The 16,649-nt window shown below is 71.2% G+C and carries 20 protein-coding genes and 1 pseudogene; 5 read left to right on the top strand and 16 right to left on the bottom strand.

Going from position 1 to position 16,649, the window contains the following annotated elements; all coding sequences use genetic code 11:
- Positions 1-71: 71 nt before the first annotated feature.
- Positions 72-629: a YdeI/OmpD-associated family protein gene (locus AC6CCG_RS09740; RefSeq protein ID WP_496654299.1), complete on the top strand. Its 558-nt coding sequence runs from the start codon at positions 72-74 to the stop codon at positions 627-629.
- A gap of 27 nt (positions 630-656) precedes the next feature.
- Here the strand turns inward: AC6CCG_RS09740 and AC6CCG_RS09735 are convergent.
- From AC6CCG_RS09735 to AC6CCG_RS09705, 7 genes and pseudogenes are all read right to left on the bottom strand, one after another.
- A pseudogene (locus AC6CCG_RS09735) lies at positions 657-878 on the bottom strand (VOC family protein); the annotation flags it as partial.
- Between the two features lie 220 nt (positions 879-1,098).
- Positions 1,099-1,956 (bottom strand): GNAT family N-acetyltransferase, encoded by an 858-nt coding sequence (locus AC6CCG_RS09730; protein WP_496654298.1) that lies wholly within the window; start codon positions 1,954-1,956, stop codon positions 1,099-1,101.
- Positions 1,957-2,015: 59 nt separating this feature from the next.
- Positions 2,016-2,510, bottom strand: coding sequence for a hypothetical protein (locus AC6CCG_RS09725; RefSeq protein ID WP_496654297.1), 495 nt, complete (start codon positions 2,508-2,510; stop codon positions 2,016-2,018).
- The gene (locus AC6CCG_RS09720; RefSeq protein WP_496654296.1) at positions 2,507-4,153 is read right to left on the bottom strand and encodes an MFS transporter; all 1,647 of its coding nucleotides are present in this window, start codon (positions 4,151-4,153) and stop codon (positions 2,507-2,509) included. Before AC6CCG_RS09720 ends, AC6CCG_RS09725 begins: the two co-directional genes overlap by 4 nt.
- On the bottom strand, positions 4,143-5,162 hold the full coding sequence (gene glsA / locus AC6CCG_RS09715) for a glutaminase A (RefSeq protein ID WP_496654295.1): 1,020 nt from the start codon (positions 5,160-5,162) through the stop codon (positions 4,143-4,145). The genes AC6CCG_RS09720 and glsA overlap by 11 nt, the downstream gene beginning before the upstream one ends.
- Positions 5,163-5,288: 126 nt before the next feature.
- On the bottom strand, positions 5,289-6,074 hold the full coding sequence (locus AC6CCG_RS09710; protein ID WP_496654294.1) for a lysophospholipid acyltransferase family protein: 786 nt from the start codon (positions 6,072-6,074) through the stop codon (positions 5,289-5,291).
- Positions 6,075-6,078: 4 nt separating this feature from the next.
- Positions 6,079-6,858: a lysophospholipid acyltransferase family protein gene (locus AC6CCG_RS09705; protein ID WP_496654293.1), complete on the bottom strand. Its 780-nt coding sequence runs from the start codon at positions 6,856-6,858 to the stop codon at positions 6,079-6,081.
- Positions 6,859-6,936: 78 nt separating this feature from the next.
- Here AC6CCG_RS09705 and AC6CCG_RS09700 point away from each other — a divergent pair, with 78 nt between their 5' ends.
- Entirely contained in the window at positions 6,937-7,746 is an 810-nt protein-coding gene (locus AC6CCG_RS09700) for an alpha/beta hydrolase (protein ID WP_496654292.1), read from the top strand.
- The gene (locus tag AC6CCG_RS09695) at positions 7,746-8,255 is read left to right on the top strand and encodes a hypothetical protein (RefSeq protein WP_496654291.1); all 510 of its coding nucleotides are present in this window, start codon (positions 7,746-7,748) and stop codon (positions 8,253-8,255) included. The genes AC6CCG_RS09700 and AC6CCG_RS09695 overlap by 1 nt, the downstream gene beginning before the upstream one ends.
- A 63-nt stretch (positions 8,256-8,318) precedes the next feature.
- Here AC6CCG_RS09695 and AC6CCG_RS09690 read toward each other — a convergent pair whose 3' ends face one another.
- The gene (locus AC6CCG_RS09690; protein ID WP_496654290.1) at positions 8,319-8,786 is read right to left on the bottom strand and encodes a MarR family winged helix-turn-helix transcriptional regulator; all 468 of its coding nucleotides are present in this window, start codon (positions 8,784-8,786) and stop codon (positions 8,319-8,321) included.
- A gap of 60 nt (positions 8,787-8,846) precedes the next feature.
- Between AC6CCG_RS09690 and AC6CCG_RS09685 the strand changes: the two genes are divergently transcribed.
- Complete coding sequence (locus tag AC6CCG_RS09685) at positions 8,847-9,221, top strand: cupin domain-containing protein (protein ID WP_496654289.1); 375 nt, start codon at positions 8,847-8,849, stop codon at positions 9,219-9,221.
- Positions 9,222-9,313: 92 nt separating this feature from the next.
- On the opposite strand, the gene AC6CCG_RS09680 is transcribed toward AC6CCG_RS09685, so the two are convergent.
- The 4 genes from AC6CCG_RS09680 to AC6CCG_RS09665 form a co-directional block, all read right to left on the bottom strand.
- Complete coding sequence (locus AC6CCG_RS09680) at positions 9,314-10,351, bottom strand: ROK family glucokinase (protein WP_496654288.1); 1,038 nt, start codon at positions 10,349-10,351, stop codon at positions 9,314-9,316.
- On the bottom strand, positions 10,348-10,776 hold the full coding sequence (locus AC6CCG_RS09675) for an SRPBCC family protein (RefSeq protein ID WP_496654287.1): 429 nt from the start codon (positions 10,774-10,776) through the stop codon (positions 10,348-10,350). The genes AC6CCG_RS09680 and AC6CCG_RS09675 overlap by 4 nt, the downstream gene beginning before the upstream one ends.
- Before the next feature lie 204 nt (positions 10,777-10,980).
- The gene (locus tag AC6CCG_RS09670) at positions 10,981-11,184 is read right to left on the bottom strand and encodes a type II toxin-antitoxin system VapB family antitoxin (RefSeq protein WP_496654286.1); all 204 of its coding nucleotides are present in this window, start codon (positions 11,182-11,184) and stop codon (positions 10,981-10,983) included.
- Positions 11,185-11,339: 155 nt separating this feature from the next.
- Complete coding sequence (locus AC6CCG_RS09665; RefSeq protein ID WP_496654285.1) at positions 11,340-12,281, bottom strand: helix-turn-helix transcriptional regulator; 942 nt, start codon at positions 12,279-12,281, stop codon at positions 11,340-11,342.
- Positions 12,282-12,380: 99 nt separating this feature from the next.
- On the opposite strand from AC6CCG_RS09665, the gene AC6CCG_RS09660 reads away from it, so the two are divergent.
- Positions 12,381-12,869, top strand: a complete 489-nt coding sequence (locus AC6CCG_RS09660) for a VOC family protein (RefSeq protein WP_496654284.1) — start codon at positions 12,381-12,383, stop codon at positions 12,867-12,869.
- Here the strand turns inward: AC6CCG_RS09660 and AC6CCG_RS09655 are convergent.
- The 4 genes from AC6CCG_RS09655 to AC6CCG_RS09640 form a co-directional block, all read right to left on the bottom strand.
- Positions 12,811-13,218 (bottom strand): hypothetical protein, encoded by a 408-nt coding sequence (locus AC6CCG_RS09655; protein ID WP_496654283.1) that lies wholly within the window; start codon positions 13,216-13,218, stop codon positions 12,811-12,813. The two genes, AC6CCG_RS09660 and AC6CCG_RS09655, sit on opposite strands and share 59 nt — an antisense overlap.
- Positions 13,215-14,321 (bottom strand): glycosyltransferase family 4 protein, encoded by a 1,107-nt coding sequence (locus tag AC6CCG_RS09650; RefSeq protein ID WP_496654282.1) that lies wholly within the window; start codon positions 14,319-14,321, stop codon positions 13,215-13,217. The genes AC6CCG_RS09655 and AC6CCG_RS09650 overlap by 4 nt, the downstream gene beginning before the upstream one ends.
- Positions 14,318-15,463 (bottom strand): hypothetical protein, encoded by a 1,146-nt coding sequence (locus AC6CCG_RS09645; RefSeq protein ID WP_496654281.1) that lies wholly within the window; start codon positions 15,461-15,463, stop codon positions 14,318-14,320. Before AC6CCG_RS09645 ends, AC6CCG_RS09650 begins: the two co-directional genes overlap by 4 nt.
- Positions 15,464-15,527: 64 nt before the next feature.
- Positions 15,528-16,556 (bottom strand): C40 family peptidase, encoded by a 1,029-nt coding sequence (locus tag AC6CCG_RS09640; protein WP_496654280.1) that lies wholly within the window; start codon positions 16,554-16,556, stop codon positions 15,528-15,530.
- Positions 16,557-16,649: the final 93 nt, after the last annotated feature.

The following is a 16,649-nucleotide window of genomic DNA, read 5'->3' as shown; positions in this document are numbered from 1 at the left end:
TCAGGAATCGAGAAGCACCGCCGACCGGGCCGGCCTACGGTGAGGGAAACACCGAGGAGGAGCACGGAACCATGGCTGGCAAGGGACAGGTCCGAGAAGAGGCGGCGATCGACTGCCTGGCGCGCGTGCAACGGATCGGAGACCGGACGATCCTGAGGTTGCCCGACGAGGCGAGCGCCCGACTGCCGTCACGCGGCCAGGTCGCCGTCACGGCCACGATCGGCGGCCGGTCCTTCGACACGGTCGTCGAGCCGGACGGACGGCGCGGCCATTGGCTGCCGATCGACGGAGGGCCGGTCTTCGCGGACGGTGACACCGTGACCCTCGGGCTGCGGCTGACCGACGGTTGGCCCGAGCCCGACCTGCCGGAGGATCTCGACGCCGCGCTGGCCCAGGCTGCGGACCTCGCCGAGGTGTGGCAGGACATCACGCCGATGGCGCGCTGGGAGTGGGTGCGCTGGGTCAACGCCACCAAGAACAGCCAGACCCGTGAACGCCGGATCGAGGTCAGCGTCGCCAAGCTCCGGTCCGGCAAGCGCCGGCCCTGCTGCTTCGACCTGGCCTCCTGCACCGATCCGGAACTGTCGAAGAACGGCAAGCTCCTCGGCATCGAGGACCGACCCTCGTAGCGAGGAACCAGGGTGCACGCGGATCGGGTGGCCTTCCGGATCGGCGAGGAGCATGTCGCCCGACGGGTGCCGGTCGAGCCTGGTCGCGCCGAGCCTCAGCGGCCGCTCCTCCGTGGCGCGAGGGTCGGCGGCCTCGATCTCCAGGTACGCCTGAGGCGGCCGTTCCGGATCCCGCCACCGTGGCGGTTTCCCGGCGGCGCTTGCGAACGAGAGCCCTGGCGGTTGTCCGTCGGTTCTCCTGATGATCACCCAACCGTGCGATTCTCCACCCGCTCGTCCAGCCCGAGAAGCTCGGCGTAGAACGCGGAGAGGCTCTGGGCGTCGGGACAGTCGAACGTGACCGCACGAATCCGCGCTGCCTCGTACCCTGATCGCACCACCTCACCAACTTTCCTGGCGCTTTACCCGAGAAGCTTCTCTGGCAAAGCGCCAGTTTTTCACGCAACGTGAAAAACCGACGCGGGGCGAGTCAGCCGAGGGACCACGCGTAGGTGATCACGGGACTGGTCGGGCGGAAGCCGGCGGTGCGGTAGAGGGTGCGGCGGCTCGGCTCGGGGCCGAAGACCTTGATCCGTTCGGCGCCGCGGCGGGCGAGCCGGTCGATTCCCTCCAGCAGCATCGCGGTGGCCAGGCCGCGGCGTTGGAACTCGTCCTCGACCCGCATCGGCTCGACCAAGCCGACTCGGGTGACCGGGTCGAACCAGTAGAGCGAATAGCCGGCGAGGCGGCCGTCGTCGGTCTCCACGGCGAGGTCGAGCCCGGGGTCGTAGAGGGAGCAGGCCCGCAGCCGTTCGGCGACCTCGGGACCGTTGCGCCCGCGCAGCGGGTGTGGGGTGTCGGGCCGGGCGATGCGGTCGATGATCGTGAATCCAGTCGCCGGTGGCGGCGACACCGCCCGGTCGCCCGGGGCCAGCCAGTCGATCATGCCGCGGCCCTGGACGACGAAGCCCGCGTCCATGATCAACTCGGTGAAGGTCGGGTCGTCCTCCCGTACGGTGAGCTCGACGGTGCCGCGGGCGTACGTCCGTACAAGATCAACAACGCGGTCCCGGAGGACCTCCGGCTCCGGCCCGGCACCCGGGACCAGGACCGGGTCGCACTGCCAACGATCGTCGCGCCAGCTGGTGATCACGACGCCCGCGACCGGACCGTCGTCGTCCAGCCAGAACGGCTGCGGCACGTCGTCCGAGGCGCGCGGCCGACGGCTCCACCACTGCACATCCGCGGCCTCCCAGACGCCCGCATCGGGCCCAGCCAGCCGGGCTCGTCGCAGCAGCTCGGTGGCCAGGGCCAGCGCCGGCCGTCCGCTCGCTCGCTCTTCGCGCACGGCCCCACTCAACCGCGCCCGATCCGCGACGGCGACCCGATTTTCGGCTCCGAGCCGGGTCACCCGTCCCGGCGTGCCTGGCGGCGGGCGCCCGCCGCGCGGCTGCTGGCGTCCTTCTTCAGGCCACCCGTCGTCTTGCGATGAGTCCGGGCACGACCCTCGGTCACCGTGGCCGGGGCCGGTGGTTCCGGGCTCGGCCCGGATCCACCAGTGCCGCGGGCCGCCGCCAGCCGCTCCGCCCGCAGCTCCGCCGCCGCACGTCTCGCCACCGTCGCGACCTGCCGGCTGACCCGGGCCAGGGCGTCCTCGAAAACCTCGGCCTTGTCCCGGTCCCGCTGGCCCTGCGGCCGGGCGAACCCACGGCCGCCGACGTCGCGGACCCGGGCGCCGGCCTGGCGGCGGTAGAGCTTCACGTACTTGTTCCGGGCCCGCCGGATCCGGCCGTGCAGGTCGAGGAGATCGTCCTCGTCGAGCTCCTGCAGGACGGCGCGTTCCGTCTCGGCGATCAGCCGCTGCTCGGCCTCGGTCATCGTCCTGATCATCGCTTGTCTCACGGCAGGTCCTCCCCCTCGCCGGCGGGCGCCGGGTCGGGCAGCGCCTCCGATCGGTAATCCGGCAGCCGGCTCGCCGGGATCAGGGCGAGCAGACTGACCCCGGCCAGGATCAGCAGGCCCAGCTTCAGGGCACGCAGCCGGGCCTCCTCGTTCACCGCGACGGCCGCCTCGACCTGGGCGTCCGTCGCGTCGGTCTCGGCCAGCGCCTCGCGGAGCTGGTCGTTGCTGATGAAGTCGAGGTTGTCCAGCTCCACCTGCGAGGTCAGCTCCGGCGGCAGCTCCGGATGCTCGACCACCGCCCGGCCCAGGCTCACCCCGAGCAGGGTGACCAGCAAGGCCCCGACGACCGCGGTCCCCACCGCGGACGCGAGGTTCTGGGTGGTGCCGCGGATCGAGCCGACGTCGCCCGCCAGCTGCTTCGGCGCCGAGGTGACCAGCACGTTGAAGACCAGCGTGACCAGGCTGCCCTGGCCGACGCCGAAGACGATCAGTCCGAGGATCGTCGGCAGGGTCTCCCAGTTGTTGTTCACCACGAACGCCAGCCAGATCAGCGCCACGGTGGTCAGCCCGAAGGAGAACCGGGCGATCGCCCGCGGCGTGAACCGGTCGTAGAAGCGGACCACGAGCATCGCCGTGACGAACACCGTGAGGTTGAACGGCAGCATGGCCAACGACGTGTCGAACGGGGTCCGGCCCTGCACGATCTGGATGTACAGCGGCACGGTGAAGTTCAGCGCCGCCTCCATGGCGACGACGGTGAACATCGCATACACGGCGGCCCGTTCCCGGGAGGAGCCGAGGACCGACAGGTCCACCAGCGGCACCCGGCCGTCCTTGATCCGGCGCAGCGTCCACATGACGAATCCCTGCCCCAGCAGCACCCCGACGACGACGAGCAGCGGCGCCGGCGACACCCCGAGCACGTCGAACGGCGCCGTCGGCTCGGCCAGGAAGACGCCCCACGCGTTCAGGTTGTTGAAGCCCAGGGTCAGCGACACGATCGCTGCGCCGATCAGGACCGCACCGATGATGTCGATCTTGATCCCGGCGTCGCCACGGTCCGACCGGAGCCGGAAACTGAAGACGAAGACCAACACCGCCAGCCCGAGAACGATGGCGAAGACGGGACGCCAGCTGATCCAGGTGGCCAGGGCTCCGCCGATCAGAAAGGCGCTCACGCCGGACAGGGCCCGCGCCGATCCGAGCGATCCGATCGCGGTCGCCTGCTGAGCGCCGCGGTAGTTCTCCGCGATCAGGGCGACCAGCGACGGGACGATGATCGCCGCGGACGCGCCCGCCAGCGCCTGCCCGGTGATCGCCAACTCCACCGTCGGGGCGGTGATCATCAACACCGCCGAGCCGGCGAACAGCGCCACCACCACCTGGAAGATGATCACCCAGCCGATCCGCTGGCCGAGCTTCGCCCCGACCATCACCAGGGCCGCGACCATCAGGCCGTACACGACGATCGTCGTGCTCACCGTGGTCGCGGGGACGTCGAAGTCGGCGACCATGCCGCCCAGCGACACGGGCAGGGCCGCGACGTTGAACGACATCAGCACCTGGGCCAGGAACAGCCCGACCAGTGGCGTCCAGGAGGACCGGACGGTCCCGGCGGGTCGGGTGTCGGCGTCAGTGGACATCGGAGTCCTCCCGGATCGCGTGATGGACAGCGGAGGCGAAGAGGTTCAGCCCGAGGGCTCGAGAGAGGTACGCCGTCGCTCGCTGGCCGCGCACGCTGTTGCCGGCGGAGTCGAGCAGCGGCGAGTAGGTGCCGATCCCGCCCTTGCCCGGCGAGACCGCGACCACGCCGCCGGCCACGCCCGACTTCGCGGGCAGCCCGATCTCGAACAGCCACTCCCCCGACCGCTCGTAGAGCCCGTTCGCGGCGAGCACGGCCAGCGTGTCCCGGCAGACGTCGGCGGAGACCACGCGGTCGCCGGTCACCGGGTTGACCCCGCCGTCGGCGAGCGTCGCGCCCATCACCGCGAGGTCACGGGCGGTGACCCGCAGCGAACACTGCCGGGTGTAGACGTCGACCACCTCGAGCGGATCGAGATCGATCCTGCCGTAACTCTCCAGCAGCCGGGCGATGGCACGGTTGCGCTGGTTGGTCTGCGACTCGGAGTGGTAGACGACGCCGTCCAGTTCGAGCGGGCGGCCGGCGAACCGGGACAACCCGGTGCGGATGTGCTCCCACTGCTCCGCCGGGGTGGCGCCGGCCACCAGCGCGGTGGTGGCGAGGGCGCCGGCGTTGACCATCGGATTCATCGGGAACCCGTCGTTGAGCTCGATCGCCATCACCGAGTTGAACGGCAGTCCCGTGTTGTCGACGCCGACCCGTTCCTTGACCAGCCGATGGCCACGGGACTCGCAGACGAGGGCGTACACGAAGGCCTTGGAGATGGATTGGATGGAGAAGGCCACCAGGCAGTCGCCGGCGGTGTGGACGGCGCCGTTCGTCTCGGCGACGGCGACCCCGAACAGGGACGGATCGGCCGACGCGAGCACCGGGATGTAGTCCGCGACGGCGCCCTCGGCCAGGTCCCGATATCTCGCCCGCGCCTGCTCCACCAGTGTGTCGACCTCGTGCCAACCCGGGAGCGTGCCGGTCGAGACGACCTGGGAGACATCGTCGACATCGAGTTCCACCGTGCTCTCCCTGTCACCCCGAGGAGCCAAGGAATTCAGCGATCAATCAATCTCTCACATTCGTTCCTTGCACACAACGGGGCAACCGGAACAGTTCTTTGCGTTCCAGGGCGCCAGCGCGGGCGGTCAGGCCTGGGGCGAGGTCTCCGCCTCGTCGTCGGCGGCCTTCTCCTTCGCCGCCAGCTCCTTCGCGGCCGGGGCGTAGAGGTCGACGTACTCCTGGCCGGAGAGTTCCATGATCGCGTACATGATCTCGTCGGTGATCGAACGCAGGATGAAGCGGTCGTCGCTCATCCCGGAATAGCGGGAGAAGTCGAGTGGCTTGCCGAACTTGACGGTCGGGCTGATCACCTTGTGGATGATCTTGCCCGGCGGCGCGATCAGGTCGGTGCCGATCACCGCGGACGGGATCACCGGAACGTCGGCCAGCAAGGCCATCCGGGCCACTCCGGTCCGGCCCTTGTAGAGCCGGCCGTCGTGGCTGCGGGTGCCCTCGGGATAGATCCCGAACAGCTCGCCGCGCTCCAACACCTTCAAGCCTGCCCGCAACGCGCCCTCCGAGGCCCGGCCGCCGCTGCGGTCGATCGGCACCTGGCCGGTGCCGGCGAAGAACCGCTTCTGCGCCCAGCCCTTGAGGCCCGCGCCGGTGAAGTAGTCCGACTTGGCGACGAAGGTGATCCGCCGGTCCAGGGCCAGCGGCAGGAACAGCCAGTCGGCGTAGGAGAGGTGGTTGCTGGCGACGATCGCCGCCCCGGTCGCCGGTACGTTCTCGGCGCCGACCTCGATCGGCCGGAACAGCCGGCGCACCGTCGGCCCGAGCACCACGTTCTTCAGCGCCCAGTAGATGCCCCGGCCGGCGTTGCGACGCCCGCCCGGCGGCTGCGGGTCGACGGTGACCAGCTCGTCGTTCATGACCTCATCGTGCCCGATCGGCGTCCTTGGAGGGGGAACCCTGCGGCGCGGCGGGCCGATCGCCCGGCAACGGCGGCACCCGCGCACCCGCTCCCGGCCGCTCCAGGACCGGAGCCTTCAGCTCGCGGCCCTCCTCCTCGGCGGACTTCACCGACGCCGCGTACGCGTCGACGTAGACCTGGCCGGACAGCTCCATGATCGAATTCATCACCTCGTCGGTGATCCAGCGCAGCACCTCGCGGTCGTTGCCGGCGGCGGCGTACTGATCGAAGCGGAGCGGCTTGCCGAACCGCAGCCCGGGCCGGTGCATCCACGGGATCCCGAACAGCTTGGTCGGCACCAGATGGGTGTTGATCATGGCCGCCGGGACCACCGGCGCGCCGGTCTGCAGCACCAGCCGGGCCACCCCGGTCTTGCCCTTGTAGAGCCGGCCGTCCGGCGACCGGGTGCCCTCGGGGAAGATGCCGAGAACGCCGCCGCCGCGCAGGATGTCGGCCACCTGGTCCATGTCGGAGGCGCTGACCCGGCCGCCCGAGCGGTCGATCGGGCGGATCCCGATGCCGCGCAGGAAGAGGCCGAGCAGCCGTCCCGGCAGCGACGTCGCCGTGAACAACTCGATCTTGGCCGGGAAGCTCATCGAACGGCGGATCATGGCCGGGATCAGGAACGTCTCACCGGCCGACAGGTGATTGCTCGCGATCAGCACCGGGCCCTTCGCGGGGATGTTGTCCTCACCTTCGATCCACGGCTTGAACAGCACCTTCACCAAGGGTCGGACGATCACCCATTTGAGCACAAAGAACAACAACCCACTGCCTCCTTCACCGGCCCCAACTCTATTCGCGACGGCTATCGTCGCCTCATGAACACCCCCGCCGCCGGTCCCGACCCGGTCACGGTACGGCCCGGCGCCGAGCCGTTCCGGGGCGGCAGCGGCGAGACCGCCGTCCTGCTCTGCCACGGCTTCACCGGCTCGCCGAAGTCACTCCGGGCCTGGGCCGAGGACCTGATCGGACGCGGCTACACCGTCGACCTGCCCCGGCTGCCCGGTCACGGAACCGACTGGCGCGAGCTGAACGCGACCAGGTGGACGGATTGGTACGACTGCGTCGACCGCGCCTTCGTCGAGCTGGCCCGGGAGCACCGGACCGTGTTCGTGTTCGGGCTGTCGATGGGCGGCAGCCTGGCGCTGCGGCTGGCCGCGGAGCACGCCGACCGGGTCGCCGGGCTGGTGCTGGTGAACCCGTCGGTGCGCAATCCCGACCCGCGGCTGTACGCTCTGCCCCTGCTCCAGCTGCTGACCCCGTCGATCGCCGGGATCACCAACGACATCGCGCTGCCCGGCGTCGACGAGGGTGGCTACGACCGACTGCCGTTGCGGGCGCTGCGCTCGCTGACCCGGCTCTGGCGGGACGTCGCGGGTCGGCTGGACCAGGTCACCGCACCGCTGCTGCTGTTCCGCTCGGCGACCGACCACGTCGTCGATCCGTCATCGGCCCGACTGATTCTGGAAACTGTGAATTCGCCCACGACGGAGGAGATCGTGCTCCGCCGTAGCTACCATGTAGCCACCATGGACGCCGATGCTCCGGAGATCTTCGATCGTTCGGCGGCATTCTGCTCGGCGATCGCCGGGGAGGCCCGGTCCGCGGGATCGGAAGGAGTGACGTGATGAGCACGCCCGACTCCGAGCCGGATCGACCCGACAGTCCGGCGGACCCCAGCGATCTCGCTCCCGAGGATCAGAACGAGATCGACCGGACCTTCGCCGAGATCGTCGCTCGCTTCCACACCGCCGACGGCCCGGAGCACGACCCGGAGCCGCTGCCGCCCCACTCGGAGCGCGATCCGGTCGACGAACCGGAGCCGACGATCTGGGCCGATGATCATCCGCTGTTCACGTTCGACCCGCCGCCGACCCGGCCCGATCCGGAGCCGGAGGACGAGCGGTACGTGCCGGAGCCGCCGCCACCGCTCCCCCGGCCGTCCTGGCCGACGCTGCTGGCCACCGTCTCGATCGGGTACGCGACGCTGGTCATGATCGCCCTGATGTTCGGCGCGCCGCTCCCGGCCTGGGCCGGCGTCCTGGCGATCGTCGGCTTCCTGATCGGCTGCGCGATCCTGGTCTTCCGGCTGCCCCGCAACCGGCCGCCCGGCTCGGACGACGGCGCGATCCTCTGACCCTGCCCGGCACCGGGCGGATCTCGATCATCGAGCAGAGCCGACCAACGCTCCGCCGGGCACTCAGCCGCCGAGCCAGCCCGGCGCGTCCAGACGGAACAGGTCATCCGGCGTGAGCCGCTGCAGGTCCTGCTCGAACGCGCGGTACCGCTCGGGGCCGAGCGTCTCGGCCCACTCGCTGCGCACCCGGTCGAAGATCCGGGCCGAGCGCCGGAGCGCGTCGACGCCACGTTCGGTGAGCCGCACCGTGCGGCGCCGAGCGTCGGCCGGGTCGGTGCTCCGCTCCAGGTAGCCGAGCCGTTCCAGCTGCTCGATCGTCTTGCCCGCGGCCTGCTTGCTCACCCCCAGCCGCCTGGCCAGCTCGACACCGGTGATCCCGTCCCGGCCGACCGCCTGGAAGACGAAGCCGTGCAGCGGCCGCAGGTCCGGATGACCCTGCCGGGCCAGCTCGGCGTGCAACCGGTCGATGATCATCCGGAACCCGAGCAGCAGCCGCAGCGGAAGCTCGAAGCCGGGCGGTTCACTTGACACGATAGACAACCTCATTGACTATATTGGTCAACCTGATTGACCAATCATAGAGGGGGAACCATGACCGACGCCATCCGTCGCGCCGACGCGCGACGCACCGAGACACCGAACGCCGTCATGATCACGCTCGCGTCGCCGACTCAGGGCAACGCGGGACTGGCGCTGTGGCAGGTCGAGATGGAGGCCGGGAAGACCGGCCCCGATCATGCCTTCGACGTCGAGCAGATCTGGACCTGGCTGGCCGGCTCGGCCACCGTGGCGGTGGACGACCGGCCGATCGACGTACACGACGGCGACACGCTGGTGATCCCGGCCGGCGTGCCGCGCCGGGTCAGCACCGAGGCGGGGTTCACCGCGATCGTCGCGGCCACCGCCGGCGGCCGCGCGACCACGCCGGGCGGTGCCGAGCCGGTGCTGCCGGCCTGGATCGCCTGACGTCCGAGATGGGGACCCGGGCTCTGCCCTTCGACAGGCTCAGGGGTCGTCGGCGTCCCTTCGACAGGCTCAGGGGTCGGCGGCGTCGGTGATCAGACCTGGCCGCGGCCGCGCAGGATCCGGCGCGACTTGCGCTTCCGGCGCCGCGGCCAGAACCCGGAGCCCTCCGAGCCCGGGGGCTCGGACATCGAGACGCGGGCCAGGTCGGCCGCCCCGATCAGGCCGGCGTCGTTGCGGAACGAGGCGAGGGCGACGGTCGCGGTCGGCCGGTAGCCGCGGCCGGTCAGGGTCCGCTCGAACGCGTGCCGGGCCGGCTGCAGCAGCAGATCGCCGGCCGCACTGACCCCGCCGCCGATGACGAACAGGTCCGGATCGAGGGCGGCGGCGAGGTTGGCGATCCCCTGCCCCAGCCACTGGCCGACGTCGGCCAGCAGCTCGATCGAGGTCGGCTCGCCCTCCAGCGCCAGCGCCGTGACACCGGGACCGGTGATCTGGTCGATGTCACCGTTCACCGACTCGAGCAGCCGGTACGCCAGCGGCGACTTGGTCCGGGCCAGCTCCCGGGCCTCGCGGACCAGCGCGTTGCCGGAGGCGTACTGCTCCCAGCAGCCACGGTTGCCGCACTCGCACCGGTGCCCGCCGGGCACGCTGATCATGTGACCCCACTCGCCGGCCATGCCGTAGGTGCCGCGGAACAGCTGCCCGTTGACCACCAGCCCGCCGCCGATGCCGGTGCCCAGGGTGATGCAGATCATCACGGAGGAACCCTGCCCGGACCCGAACCGGTACTCGGCCCAGGCCGCGGCGTTGGCGTCGTTGTCGACGATCAGCGGTACGTCGATCCGGGACTCCAGCCGGTCCTTCAACGGTTCCGACCGCCAGGCCAGGTGCGGCGAGAACCGGATCGTGGCCTGATCGCTGTCGACCCAGCCGGCGGCGCCGATGCCGACCGCGTCGACCGTGTGACGACGGCGCAGGTCGTTCACCACGTCGACGATGGCGTCCTCGACCGCCTGTGGACTGTGCGTCGGCGTCGGGACGACCAGCCGGTCGGTCACGCCACCCTTGTCGTCGACCACCCCGGCGGCGACCTTGGTGCCCCCGATGTCGACGCCGATCGTCGCCGTCATCTCTCGACGCGCCGCTTCAGCCCCTTCAGGGCACCGTCGATGATCGTCTTCTCCGCCTTGCGCTTGAACATCCCGATCATCGGCAGATTGACGTCGACAGTGAGCCGGTACGTGACCGTACTGCCGTCGCCCGCCGCCGCCAGTTCGTAGCTGCCGTCCATCGCCTTCAGCAGCGACCCCTCGACCAGCTTCCAGTCGACCCGCTCCGGCTGCCAGGCGTAGCGGAGCACGTAGGTGTCGGAGACCAGCGGATGCTGCAGCGTCATCCGTACCGTCTCGGCACGACCGTCGGCGCCGGTCGAGAGCACGTCGGCGCTCCGCATCGAATCGACCCATTCCGGGTAGTGCTCGAAGTCGGCGATCACGTCCATGATCACCGCCGGAGACGCGCCGATCCGGATGCTGGCGCTGGTCTGTTCGCTCACCCGGAACACCCTAATGCTGGGCGGCCGGGCCGGGATGTACCGCCCAGATAGCTTGCCGGTTGCGGGAGCCCGAGCGGGCACGGCGGAACCCTCGGCGGTCACGCGGCAGCGCTCCCGCCTCGTCCCGTCGCCTCACGCCTGCTCGGGCACCGGCAAGCTACCTGGGCGGCACACCCCGCTGGTGCGCCGACCGGTCGGTGCCGGCTACTCGGTCTCCTCGGCGAGCTGCGGCCGGGTGCCCAGGTCCCGTCGTGCCCGCTCCCGCCGAATCACCTCCCGCAGGGCCAGTTCGACGGCCCGCCGCGCTGTACGCACGCCGAGCACCGACTTGGCCCGCTCGAGCAGATGGACCTCGACGTCGACGATCGTCGACCCGGTGGACTCCGACCCGGTTTGTGTCCCCTTCATCGTCAACCACCCGGAGCCGCTGAGCCGTGACGGAAGACTGTTGACCTGTCCATGGTTCTCCCCCGCTCTCCCTGTTGTCACCTTCCATTGTTCCTGGTCGGTGTTGGCGGACCTGTTGTCCGAAGCAGGGAAGGTGTCGCCCGTTGTCCGCGGCGTCACCCGGCAGCCGGCCGCGACCGGGTCAGCCGGTCCGCGAGCTGGTGCCCGGCCGCGATCAGTTCGGCCGGCTCGATCAGCTCCAGGTCGACGTCGAAGAACGCGAACCAGGCCGCCAGGCCGCCCCAGGTCCACGAGTTCGCGGTCACCCGGCAGCGGTCCGGGCCGGCCGGTTCGACCGTCGCGGCCGGGCCGACCCAGGGCACCACCTGTTCGGCCGGCAGCTGCACCACGGCGGTGCCGCGGCAGAGCAGTGGGCCGCAGCCGATCCGCTCGGCCAGGAAGTCGGCCGGGCTGCCGGCCGGCAGCGGGCGCCGTTCGAAGCGCGGTCCGGTCGGGGTCCTGGTCCGAAGCCGGTCCACCCGGTACGTCCGCCAGTCGTCCCTGTCGTGGTCCCAGCCGATCAGGTACCAGCGGCCGCCGCGGGCCACCAGGTGGTGCGGCTCGGCCCGCCGGACGGCCGGGCCATCGGCGCCCGGATAGTCGAACCGCAGCACCTCGCGGCGCCGGATCGCCTCCGCGATCGCGACCAGCTCACCCGGCTCGACCGGCGCCGGCCCGCCACCCGCGCCGCTCACCTCGAGCAGGTCGATCCGGGCCTTGAGCCGGGTCGGCAGCACCTGGCGGATGCTGATCAACGCCCGATCGGCGGCGTCGGTCAGTCCGGCGATCGACTCGGGCAAGGTCCGCAGCGCCACCGCGATCGCCAGCACCTGGTCGTCGTCGAACAACAGCGGCGGCAGGTCGTGGCCGGGCACCAGGCGGTAGCCGCCGTCGGGCCCGGTCAGGGCGTCGATCGCGTAACCGGCGTCGCGCAACCGGTCCAGGTCACGCCGCAGCGTGCGCGGGCTGACCTCGAGCCGCTCGGCCAGTTCGGCGGCCGGCCACCGCCGGCCGCCCTGGAGCAGCGAGATCAGGGTCAGCAGCCGGGTCGACGTCATCGGGTCTCCTTCCGCTTCGCCGATGATTGTTCCGGTTGTAGTCAATTCCTGTCCACAACCCTCGGTACGGTCCGACTCCTCGACGAACGAAGGAGAACCATGAGCCAGCGCAAGCCCGTGCCGGACGGCTACCACACCGTCACGCCGTGGATCCTCGGCCAGGACACGGCCGGCCTGATCGACTTCCTGGTCACCGTGTTCGACGCCGTCGATCTCGGCCGGATGACCGACGACGAGGGCCGGATCGGGCACGCCGAGGTACGGATCGGCGACTCGGTGGTGCTGATGTTCGACGTCCCCGACTGGCCGCCGACCCCGGGCTTCCTGCGCGTGTACGTGACCGACGTGCAGGCCGTTCACGACCGGGCCGTCGCCGCCGGCGGCGCCTCGGTCACGCTGCCCACGCACGTCTTCTGGGGCGACCGGATCGCCCGGGTCACCGACCCGTACGGCAATCTCTACTGGCTGATGGAGCGGATCGAGGAGGTCGGCGAGGAGGAGGTCGACCGACGGCTGGCGGACCCCGGGTTCAGGAAGAACCTGGAGTACGTCCAGGGAACGAGGTATTTCCCTCCAACGCGTCCTTGAGCCGGAACAACGCGGTACGCCAGCGGCGGCCGACGTTGCGCCGGTGCAGCAGGTCGCGGCGGGCGGCCAGCGGGCCGGCGCGCAGCCAGTCGCGACGGGGTGGTCGGGCCCGGAGCCAGAAATGGACCACGGCGCCGCCGCCCGGCCGCGCCTCGATCCACCACTCGCAACTGCCGGTGAGCACGCCGGTGACGACGGCGCGCATCCCCTCGACGCCGCGGTCCTCGTACGGAAGGAGCCGGAGCCCGCCGGCCCACCGGGCCTGCCAGGCCGGGTCGGCCAGGACGGCGGCGATCCGGGCCGGGTCGGCGCGGATGAAGGTCTCGGCCTCGAGGGCGGGCGTGGTCATGCGATCAACTCTCGCAGAGTCGCCCGGACCCGGTCCGACCCGAACCCGGCCAGTGCATGATCACTACCGGCCCGCCCCATCCGGCGGCGCAGCTCGGGATCCTTGATCAACTCCAGCAGCCGGTCGGCGAGTCGATCATGGTCCAGCGGATCGACCACCCAGCCGGAGACGCCGTCGAGGACCGTCTCCGGGGCGCCGCCCGAGTCGCCGACCAGGATCGGCAGGCCGGTCGCGGCGGCCTCCAGGAAGCTCAGCCCGAGACCCTCCGGTTCCAGGCCGGCCAGCCGGGTCCGCACCGGCAACGCGAACAGGTCGGCGCGGCGCAGCACCTCGGCCACCTGCGGCCGGGTCAGCGGCCCGGTCCAGCGGACGGTGTCGGCGACCCTCAGCTCTCCGGCCAGCGCCTGCCAACGCCGGCGCTGCGGGCCGTCGCCGACGATGATCAACTCGGCACCGCGGCCCAGCTCGGTCCGGACCCGCCGCCAAGCCCGGAGCAGGACGTCGATCCCCTTCCTGGCCACGAATCTGGCGGCCGCGACGCAACGGACGATCCCGTCGGGCTCCCGGTCCCCCGGGTGGAACACGGCCGGATCGACCGGCGGCGGCATCATGATCAGCTTTCGCCCCTGCACGGGTGGCAGGGCGGCCCGCAGCCGGTCCCCGGTGAAGTCGGAGATCACGGTCAGTCGGTCCAGCCCGGCCACCATCCGCCGCAGTAGCGCCCGACTCGGCGGCAGCCGGGCCCACCAGAGTTCGTGGCCGTGGCTGATCCCGATGATCTTGGACGCACCGGCCGCCCGGAGCGAAGGGGCCAGCAGGCTGAGCGGCGCGGCGGCGCCGAAGATCACCCGCTCCGCCCCGTACCGCCGCAGCAGGCCGGCCGCGTCGGCGGCGACGCCCGGGGTGGGCAGCAGCACCGGGTCCCGCCGGTGGATCGGGAACCCGGCCGCGCGGTCGTACGCCTCGCTGCCCGGCACCCGGCAGGTCAGCACGACGACGTCATGATCAAGGAACCGGCAGACGTCCTCGACGAAGGACTCGATGCCGCCGATCCGCGGGCCGAAGTCGTTGGTGATCACCAACGTGGTACCCGGCGCGCTCATCGCACCGCGGCGAGGGACTTCGCCCACTGGGTCCGGAACTCGGCGAGGCCGACCCCGGTGGCGGACCGGAGCGCCTGGTCGACCGGCTGACCGACCCCTGCCGCGACGACGAACCGCTGCAGGCCCTCCTCGCTGTGGCTCTCCGCGATCAGCCGGCAGGCGGACCAGGCGAGCAGATAGGCGCGATCAAGCTCACCGCGGCGGAACGCGTCGTCGCCGGGCAGCTCGTCCGGCACGCCCCCGGAACGTACGGTGTCACGCAGGCTCTGCTCGGCCGCGGCCTGCAGGTCCGGCGCGGCCGTGTAGGCGAGGTGGTCGGCGAAGCCCTCGACCACCCAGAGCGGCGCCCGCGAGCCCGCGTCGTAGCGGGCCAGATGGGTCACCTCGTGGGTCAGCAGCAGATCCACCGCCCGCGGATCGAGGTCGGCCCGGGTCGGATTGACGACCACCCGCACCGCGATCCGCTCCGCGCGCGGGTCGCCGACCCCTTCGGCCCAGGCGACCGCGGCGTAGCCGTCGTGGCTGCCCGGATCGCCGCCGAGCAACCGGTGGTAGCCCTCGCTCGTAGCCGGCAGCTCGACCACGACGTCACCCGTCCAGCCCTGCCGCAGCCGGTCCAGCTGCAGCAGTTCCGCTACCCGGTCGGCCGCCCGGTCCGCCCGGTTTGCCCAGGTCGCCGCCGAGAACGGGTCGGACCCGACCGCCACCACCGTTGCGCGGCCCTGCCGGACCACCCGGAGCTGGTCGGACCACCAACTCGGCCGGGCGGCCGGCGCGGCGGCGGGCTCGACGGCCGCGATCCTGACCGTGCCCTCGGCGTCGGCGCGGAAGCTGAACCGGCCGTGGTGGCTCGCGGTCCCCGAGTCCCCGGGCACGGCCCAGTCGATGGCGACGTCGCCCAGTCCGGCCGGGTCCAGCGGCCTGGCAGCCAGCTGGAACCGGCTGACGTCGAGCGCGGTCAGGTTGCCCCACCAGAGCTCGGCGGTCCGGCCGAGCTCCTGGTCCGTGGTCTCGAACTGGGCGAGAAAGGAGTCCTCCCGCCGATCCCGGACCGCGGCCTCGACCCGGTCCAGCGTCCGCTCGGCGTCGGCCTGGCTCGGCACCTGGTCCGGCGACGGCGACAGGACCGAGCAGCCGGTCATGAGCAAAGCCCACGTGACCAGGACAACGGTCACGTGGGCTTTGATGCCGAGCAGCCTCGAGGGTCTAGCCGTAGCGGCGCGCACCGACGTACGGCATCGAGTCGAGCGACGAGTAGCCGAGCGGCTTGCGGGAGTTCGGGGCGTGGAAGACCTGGCCGTTGCCGGCGTAGATGCCGACGTGGCTGGGCCGGGACGAGCTGTAGTAGAAGACCAGATCGCCCGGGCGGAGGTTCTCCTTCGACACGTGGGTGCCCATCCGGAACTGGGCCGACGAGGAGTGCGGCAGGTCGACCCCGACCTTGCCCCACGCCTTGAGGGTCAGCCCGGAGCAGTCGTAGGAATCCGGGCCGTCGGCGCCGAACACGTACGGCTTGCCCTTCTGGGTCAGCGCCCAGGCGAGCACCTTGGCGCCCTTGCCCGAACCGGAGACCTTCGGCTCGTCGTCCGAGTCGCTGTCGTCGGAGCTCTCGTCGGTGTCACCGTTGTCCGAGTCGTCGTCGCTGGCCTGGGCCGCGCGCTCCGAGTCGTCGGCCTCACGGCGCTCCTCGGCGGCGAGCGCCTGGCGCTGCTCCTCGGTGAGACGGTCCAGGATCTTCTCGGCGTCCTTGACCTTCTTGTCGGCGTCCTTGCGGATCTTCTTGAGCTCGTCGCGCTGCTTCTCCAGCGACTCCAGCTCGTCGGCCGCGGACTGCTCGAGGGTGACCAGGGCGGCCTGCTGCTCCTGGTAGTCCTGGAGCGCGCTGTTCTGGTTCTGGGTGATCTTCTCGACCGTCGACAGCTGGCTCAGGAACCGATCGGTGTCGGCGTGCAGGAACAGCTGCGCCGTGGTGCCGAGGTTCTTGTTCTGCAGGTTGGCCAGCGCCACCTGCCCGACGATCTTGCGGAGCTTCGCGATCTTCGCGCGCTGCGCCTGGAGACTCTGCTGCTTCTGCTTGAGCGCCTTCTCGGCGTCCGCGATCTCCAGCTTGACGTCGTTGTACTCCTGGTCCAGCCCGGCGGCCTCAGCCTCGTGCTGTTCGATCTGGGCTTTCGCATCCTCCACGGTGAGCGGCGGCTCGGCCCGGGCGAACGTGCCCTGGGCGCCGACCAGCATGGTGACACCGAGAGTGACCGCAGCAAGGCCAAAGCCTGCCCGCCGGGTCACGATGCGAAACAGCGATGATGTCCGAGCCCCAGCGGAGCGTGC

It is taken from the genome of Microlunatus sp. YIM B11417 (genome assembly GCF_059617205.1).
This window is presented reverse-complemented; position numbering and strand designations above follow the sequence as displayed.

Bases quoted from the DNA above. Each gene is read 5' to 3' on its own strand.
- AC6CCG_RS09685 (WP_496654289.1), top strand. From the start codon at position 8,847: ATGACCGACGCCATCCGTCGCGCCGACGCGCGACGCACCGAGACACCG.
- AC6CCG_RS09660 (WP_496654284.1), top strand. From the start codon at position 12,381: ATGAGCCAGCGCAAGCCCGTGCCGGACGGCTACCACACCGTCACGCCG.
- AC6CCG_RS09700 (WP_496654292.1), top strand. From the start codon at position 6,937: ATGAACACCCCCGCCGCCGGTCCCGACCCGGTCACGGTACGGCCCGGC.
- AC6CCG_RS09665 (WP_496654285.1), bottom strand. From the start codon at position 12,281: ATGACGTCGACCCGGCTGCTGACCCTGATCTCGCTGCTCCAGGGCGGC.
- AC6CCG_RS09710 (WP_496654294.1), bottom strand. From the start codon at position 6,074: ATGAACGACGAGCTGGTCACCGTCGACCCGCAGCCGCCGGGCGGGCGT.
- AC6CCG_RS09670 (WP_496654286.1), bottom strand. From the start codon at position 11,184: ATGAAGGGGACACAAACCGGGTCGGAGTCCACCGGGTCGACGATCGTC.
- AC6CCG_RS09720 (WP_496654296.1), bottom strand. From the start codon at position 4,153: ATGTCCACTGACGCCGACACCCGACCCGCCGGGACCGTCCGGTCCTCC.
- AC6CCG_RS09640 (WP_496654280.1), bottom strand. From the start codon at position 16,556: ATGCTGGTCGGCGCCCAGGGCACGTTCGCCCGGGCCGAGCCGCCGCTC.
- AC6CCG_RS09740 (WP_496654299.1), top strand. From the start codon at position 72: ATGGCTGGCAAGGGACAGGTCCGAGAAGAGGCGGCGATCGACTGCCTG.
- AC6CCG_RS09650 (WP_496654282.1), bottom strand. From the start codon at position 14,321: ATGAGCGCGCCGGGTACCACGTTGGTGATCACCAACGACTTCGGCCCG.
- AC6CCG_RS09645 (WP_496654281.1), bottom strand. From the start codon at position 15,463: ATGACCGGCTGCTCGGTCCTGTCGCCGTCGCCGGACCAGGTGCCGAGC.
- AC6CCG_RS09695 (WP_496654291.1), top strand. From the start codon at position 7,746: ATGAGCACGCCCGACTCCGAGCCGGATCGACCCGACAGTCCGGCGGAC.
- AC6CCG_RS09655 (WP_496654283.1), bottom strand. From the start codon at position 13,218: ATGACCACGCCCGCCCTCGAGGCCGAGACCTTCATCCGCGCCGACCCG.
- AC6CCG_RS09680 (WP_496654288.1), bottom strand. From the start codon at position 10,351: ATGACGGCGACGATCGGCGTCGACATCGGGGGCACCAAGGTCGCCGCC.